This is a genomic window from Azospirillum sp., from assembly GCF_035627195.1.
Taxonomy (GTDB): domain Bacteria; phylum Pseudomonadota; class Alphaproteobacteria; order Azospirillales; family Azospirillaceae; genus Azospirillum.
In genome coordinates this window covers 1-4,293 of sequence record NZ_DASPMG010000445.1, presented here as the reverse complement: position 1 = coordinate 4,293, position 4,293 = coordinate 1, and the positions used below count along the sequence as shown (strand labels likewise).

The following is a 4,293-nucleotide window of genomic DNA, read 5'->3' as shown; positions in this document are numbered from 1 at the left end:
GATCTCCTTGCGGAACCAGCCGCCCATCTGGGTGCCGGTGTTGCCGGCCGGGAACTGCACGATGTTGTGCTTGTCGAAGAAGGCGCGCATCACCTCGCGCCCGCCGCCGAACTGGAACCACGCGGCCTGCTGGCGCGCGTTGGGGCCGAACGGGATGGCGGTGTCGAAGGCGAAGGTCGGATCCTTGCCGACGTAGTAGTAGCCGCAGGTGTGCCCGCACTCGACGGTGCCGTTCTGCACGGAATCCAGCACCTGCAGCGGCGGCACGATCTCGCCCGACGCGTAGGCGCGGATCTGGAACTTGCCGTCCGTGGCCTCGGAGACGCGCTTGGCGATCGACTCCGACGTGCCGAACAGGATGTCCGTGCTCTTCGGGAAGCTGGAGGCCAGACGCCAGCGCACCTCGGGCTGCGACTGGGCGATGGCGGGGGCCGCGACGGTGGTGGCGGCAAGTCCGGCGCCGGCCGACGCCAGGAAGGCTCGTCTTTTCATGTTCCCCAGGTCCTGTCGTATTTTCGTTGCTTTCACGCCACCACTGCGCGGCGGAATCTGACACTGGAGACGATGATTAGGACCGTAAAGCGACTATTGCAAACGCCGGCCGCAGGCCGGCGCGCATGGCTGGTCTACGTGTTTGCGGCGCTCAGGCCACCCGCCCGCGCCAGACCTGGAACTGCGGGGTTTCCAGCAGCAGGTCGGCCGTGCCGAAGGCCTTCTGGAACAGCGGGCCGACACCGGCCGTGCGTTGGGCCACCGCAACCAGCGCGCCTTTGCGCTTCAGCCGCTCCTTGGCGCCGCGCACCAGCGCGTCGAGTGCTCCGAAATCCTCCTCCTTGCCGCGGTGGAGCGGCGGGTTGGAGAGGACCAGGTCAAACCGCGCGCGCGGGTCCAGCGCGGCCCAGCCGTCGCTCAGCACGCACGCGGCGCCGGCCACGTTGAGGCGCGCGGCGTGCAGCGCCACGCTGTCGACGTCCAGCAGGGTCAGCTTGGCGTCCGGCACGCGCCCCTGCACCACCCGCGCGATGACGCCGGCCCCGCAGCCGAAGTCGAGCACGGCGCCGCCCGCCGGCACCTCCGGCAGCACCTGGAGCAGGCACGCCGTCCCGGCGTCCAGCCGCCCGTGCGCGAACAGGCCGGGATAGGACACGAGGTCGAAGGCCGTGCCGTCCGGCATCTCCAGCGGCACGCTCTCCCGCCAGTCGTCCAGGTTGCCGCGCGCCGCCGCGCGCGAGCGCACGGCGCGCAGCACGCGGGCGCGGCGCTTGATGGCGACCGTCTCGACGTCGTCCACCAGCCCTTCCAGGCGTTTGGACGCGGAGGTGATGCCCTCGTCATTGCCGCCGTAGATCCACAGCGGCGCGCCGGCCGGCAGGCGGGCGGCGACGGCGTGCAATTTCATGGCGAAGGCCGGCCAGCTGCGCGGCAGGCGCAGCACGGCGGCGTCGAACGTGCCGTCGTCCGGCCAGGGCTTGGCCGGGCCGCCGTCGTAGGCGAAGCGGTGCCACGCCACCACCTCCGCCCCGCCGTCCCACACCGCGCGTTCCACGGTGCCGACGTGGTCGCTGGCGACGAGCACGCGGCCCTGCGGCCGGGCGTCGGCCAGCACGCCGGCGGCGACCCCGGCGATCTCCGCGTCCCGCCCGCCCGCGCGTTGGGCCAGCCGGCGGCTCATCCGCGGTCCCGCATCAGGCGCGCCTTGTCGCGCTGCCAAGTGCGTTCCTTCTCCGTCTCGCGCTTGTCGACCTTCTTCTTGCCGGTGGCGACGCCGATCTGCAGCTTGGCGATGCCGCGGTCGTTGAAGTACAGCGACATGGGGATCAGCGTGACGCCCTTGGTCTTCAAGGCGCCCATCAGCTTGTTCAGCTCGCGCTTGTGCACCAGCAGCTTGCGCGGGCGCCGCACCTCGTGCTGGAGCCAGCGGCCGGCCTGCCCGTATTCGGGGAAGTGGGCGTTGAACAGGTACAGCTCGCCCTTGCTCAGGCCGGCGTAGGACTCGTTGATCGAGACCTTGCCCGAGCGCAGCGACTTCACCTCGGTGCCGGTCAGCATCAGGCCGGCTTCCAGGTTGTCCTCGATGAAATAGTCGAAGCGGGCGCGGCGGTTCTGCGCCGCGATCCGCCGCGGTTCAGGCTCTCGTGCCGCCACGTCTCTCTCCGTTCTTCCGTATCGCAGTGGACGTTGGGTTTTCGCTGCGCTCAATCCAACCTACGGAAACCTCGTAGGTTGGGTTGAGGCACAGCCGAAAACCCAACACCGTCAGAGCACGCCCGCAGCGACCATGGCGTCGCGCACCGTCTGGCGGGTCGATTCGCCGACCGGCACCAGGGGCAGGCGCAGCTCGTCGCCGCACTTGCCCAGCAGGCTGGCGGCGTACTTCACCGGGCCCGGCGAGGTTTCGACGAACAGCGCGTTGTGCAGCGGCATCAGCTGGTCGCGGATCTTGAAGCAGGTGGCGAGGTCGCCGTCGCGCCACGCCTTCTGCATCTGCGCGCACAGCTTCGGCGCCACGTTCGACGTCACCGAGATGCAGCCCACGCCGCCCTGGGCGTTGAACGCGATGGCCGTCGCGTCCTCGCCCGACAGCTGCACGAAGTCCGGCCCGATCTCCACGCGCGTGCGCAACGGCCGCACGAGGTCGGCGGTGGCGTCCTTCACGCCGATGATGTTGGGCAGCTTTGCAAGCCGGGCCATGGTTGCCACCGACATATCCACGACACTCCGGCCCGGAATGTTGTAAATGATGATCGGCAAATCCGCCGCGTCATGGATCGCTTTGAAATGCTGGTAGAGACCCTCTTGCGTGGGCTTGTTGTAGTAGGGCGTCACCACGAGCGCCGCCGCCGCACCCGCCTTCCTGGCGTGGCGGCTCAGGCGTATCGCCTCCTCGGTCGAGTTGGAGCCGGCGCCGGCGATGACGGGCACGCGCCCGGCCGCCGCCTCGATGGCCAGCTCGACGACCCGGTCGTGCTCCTCGTGCGACAGCGTCGGGGATTCGCCGGTGGTGCCGCAGGGGACCAGGGCGTTCGTACCCTCGGTGATCTGCCAGTCGACGAAGGCCTGAAAGGCGGACTCGTCCACTTTACCGTTCTTGAACGGGGTCAAGAGCGCGGTGATCGAACCGTGGAACATGTCAGCCACCTCCGTGAGACTGCAAAAAAAGTGTCGCGCACCTTAGCCGCCCCGCTTCGCGTGGGCAAGAGCGCCCGGGCCGCTTTCGCCGCCGGGGCTGCCATGCTGTTCCTGACGCTAGCTCAGCCGGCCGCGGCCTCGTCGCTGTCGGCCCAGGATCTGGCCATCTACAAACAGGCCTTCAAGGCCGCCGACGACGACCGCCACGACGAGGCGCTGCGCATTGCGGCGCAAGCCAAGGAGCGGCTGCCGGCCAAGCTGATCCGCTGGATGAAGCTGGGCGCGCCCATGGGCGGCACGTTCGCCGAGATCACCGCCTTCATCCGCGAGAACCCCGACTGGCCGAACCAGAACATCCTGCGCCGCGCCGCCGAGGCGGCGTTGAGCGACACCGAGGACGAACGGACGATCATCACCTGGTTCAACGGCTCGCCGCCGCTGACCAACCAGGGCTTCATGCGCTACGCCGACACGCTGATGGCGCGGGGCGAGCAGGAGAAGGCGATCAAGCTGGTCCGCACGCGCTGGACCGATTCGACCTTCAACCCGAACGACGAGCAGGACTTCCTCGCCCGCTACCGCAGCCACCTGCGCGACCAGGACCACAAGGCCCGCGTCGACCGCCTGATGTGGGACCGGCAGGAGCCCGCCGCCCGCCGCATGCTGCCCTTCCTGGAAGACGGGTACGAGGCGCTGATCGAGGCGCGGCTGGCACTGGCCGAGGACCGCAACATCGACGCGGCGCTCGCCCGCGTGCCCTCCGGGCTGCGCAGCGACCCCGGCCTGCTGTACGAGCGCGTGCGCCACAACCGCCGCAAGGGCAACGACGATGCGGCGCTGGAGATCCTGCAGAACCGCCCGCCGGAGAACAGCAAGCCCGGCCTGTGGTGGACCGAGCGCCACATCCTGGCGCGGCGCGCCATCGAGCGGGGCGACTACCGCCAGGCCTACCGCCTGTCGAAGGAGCACGGGCCGCTCGACGGCTCCACCCTGGCGGAGGCCGAGTTCCTGGCCGGCTGGCTGGCGCTGCGCTTCCTCGACCAGCCGTCGGACGCCTTCAACCACTTCCACAAGCTGTACCGCGCGGTGACGGCGCCCATCAGCAAGGCGCGCGGTGCCTATTGGTGCGGCCGTGCGGCGGAGCAGCTGGGCGACCGCGCCCAG

Annotated in this window: 4 protein-coding genes and 1 pseudogene; 1 reads left to right on the top strand and 4 read right to left on the bottom strand. The window is 69.8% G+C overall.

Translation table 11 applies throughout. The features are described 5' to 3' along the window. From VED21_RS38145 to dapA, 4 genes are all read right to left on the bottom strand, one after another. A partial coding sequence (locus tag VED21_RS38145; protein WP_414638402.1) for a TRAP transporter substrate-binding protein occupies positions 1-492 on the bottom strand: 492 nt, incomplete at its 3' end. A 151-nt stretch (positions 493-643) separates the two neighbouring features. Further along, positions 644-1,672: a methyltransferase gene (locus VED21_RS38140; RefSeq protein ID WP_324891631.1), complete on the bottom strand. Its 1,029-nt coding sequence runs from the start codon at positions 1,670-1,672 to the stop codon at positions 644-646. Then, positions 1,669-2,145, bottom strand: a complete 477-nt coding sequence (gene smpB, locus VED21_RS38135) for an SsrA-binding protein SmpB (protein ID WP_324891629.1) — start codon at positions 2,143-2,145, stop codon at positions 1,669-1,671. The genes VED21_RS38140 and smpB overlap by 4 nt, the downstream gene beginning before the upstream one ends. A gap of 111 nt (positions 2,146-2,256) precedes the next feature. Continuing rightward, positions 2,257-3,129 carry a 4-hydroxy-tetrahydrodipicolinate synthase gene (gene dapA / locus VED21_RS38130; protein WP_324891627.1) on the bottom strand — a complete coding sequence of 291 codons (873 nt, stop codon included), beginning with the start codon at positions 3,127-3,129 and terminating at the stop codon, positions 2,257-2,259. A gap of 102 nt (positions 3,130-3,231) precedes the next feature. Between dapA and VED21_RS38125 the strand changes: the two are divergent. Beyond that, a pseudogene (locus VED21_RS38125) lies at positions 3,232-4,293 on the top strand (lytic transglycosylase domain-containing protein); the annotation flags it as partial.

Bases quoted from the DNA above. Each gene is read 5' to 3' on its own strand.
- VED21_RS38140 (WP_324891631.1), bottom strand. From the start codon at position 1,672: ATGAGCCGCCGGCTGGCCCAACGCGCGGGCGGGCGGGACGCGGAGATC.
- dapA (WP_324891627.1), bottom strand. From the start codon at position 3,129: ATGTTCCACGGTTCGATCACCGCGCTCTTGACCCCGTTCAAGAACGGT.